Origin of the sequence: Arthrobacter sp. YAF17 (genome assembly GCF_052113365.1) — a bacterium.
GTDB lineage: Bacteria > Actinomycetota > Actinomycetes > Actinomycetales > Micrococcaceae > Arthrobacter.
Genome location: NZ_JBFRDB010000050.1, coordinates 1 through 1,349, shown reverse-complemented (window position 1 = coordinate 1,349; position 1,349 = coordinate 1). Strand labels below are relative to the sequence as shown.

The 1,349-nt window shown below is 66.9% G+C and carries 1 protein-coding gene; it reads right to left on the bottom strand.

Features of this window, described 5'->3' with window-relative positions; genetic code table 11:
• Window positions 1-60: 60 nt before the first annotated feature.
• The gene (locus tag AB4Y67_RS18975; RefSeq protein ID WP_441407303.1) at window positions 61-1,035 is read right to left on the bottom strand and encodes an aldo/keto reductase; all 975 of its coding nucleotides are present in this window, start codon (window positions 1,033-1,035) and stop codon (window positions 61-63) included.
• Window positions 1,036-1,349: the final 314 nt, after the last annotated feature.

Here is a 1,349-nt window from a genome sequence, read left to right as displayed (position 1 = left end):
ATCCCGGGGCGTGGGATGGGCCGTAAGTGACCCCGCGTTGCCGTTTCCGCTGGGCCCGGCTTAGACGTCGATCGAATCCATGTGCGGGTACCGCGCCCCGGCGGCCGCGCCGGCCGGAGCGAGTTCGTCCAGACGGGTCAGGTCCTCGGCGGAGAGTTCGACGTCGGCAGCGCCCAGGTTTTCCCGCAGGCGGTCGACCTTCTTGGTGCCAGGGATGGGAACGATGTGCTCGCCCTGGGCCAGCAGCCATGCCAGCGCCAGTTGCCCCGGGGTGCAGCCCTTCGCGTCAGCCAACTCCTTGACCCGGTCCACGAGCTGCAGGTTGCGGTCAAAGTTCTCGCCCTGGAAACGCGGGGAGTGCCGGCGGAAATCGTCTGCCGCAAAGTCCTCGGGGCTGCGGAACTGGCCGGTCAGGAAGCCGCGGCCCAGCGGGCTGTAGGGGACAAAACCGATGCCGAGCTCGGCGAGGACCGGGAAGACCTTCGTTTCCGGCTCGCGCTCCCACAACGAGTATTCGGTCTGCAGGGCGGTGATGGGGTGCACCGCGTGGGCCCGGCGAACGGTGTCGGCGCTGGCCTCGGACAGGCCAAGGTGCCGGACCTTGCCGGCCTGTACCAGCTCAGCCATGGCCCCGACGGTTTCCTCGATCGGGACGGTCTTGTCCACCCGGTGCTGGTAGTACAGGTCGATGTGGTCCACGCCCAGCCGCTGCAGGCTTGCGTCACAGGCGGCGCGGACGTAGCCGGGGGAGCCGTTGATGCCCACCCAGGATCCGTCGGGCCGCCGTTCGTTGCCGAATTTGGTGGCCAGTACGACGTCGTCGCGCCGGCCTGCGATGGCCCGGCCCACAAGCTCCTCATTGGTGAACGGGCCGTACATGTCAGCCGTGTCGAGCAGGCTTCCGCCGGCGTCGAGAAAGGCCTGGATGGTGGCGACGGATTCGTTGTCCTCACCGTGGCCGTAGAACTCGCTCATGCCCATGCAGCCCAAACCCAGAGCCGAGACGGTGAGCGAACCGAGTGTACGGGTTTCCATAGATATCTCCTCGATCAGAACGGGGGAGCGGCCTCCGGCGCATGATCACGAACCGAGGCGGGACCCAGTTGGCCGATGGCCACTCTAGGCCCATCGGTCCGGGGGCACAACCGCCCCCCGGGCGCTAAGACCAAGCAACGCGGGGTCACTTCCGGCCCATCCCGGGGCCTCAAAGTCAATTGGTCGTTGCAACAACTGGGTTTAGGCCGCGGTGGCAATGAGTTGGCGCATGCGTTGTTTGGGGGTCTCGAGGTTGAGCGTGGGACGGGGCCGGTTGTTGAGTTTGTCGGCGATGATCTCGAGGTCCTCGGCGG

Bases quoted from the DNA above. Each gene is read 5' to 3' on its own strand.
- AB4Y67_RS18975 (WP_441407303.1), bottom strand. From the start codon at position 1,035: ATGGAAACCCGTACACTCGGTTCGCTCACCGTCTCGGCTCTGGGTTTG.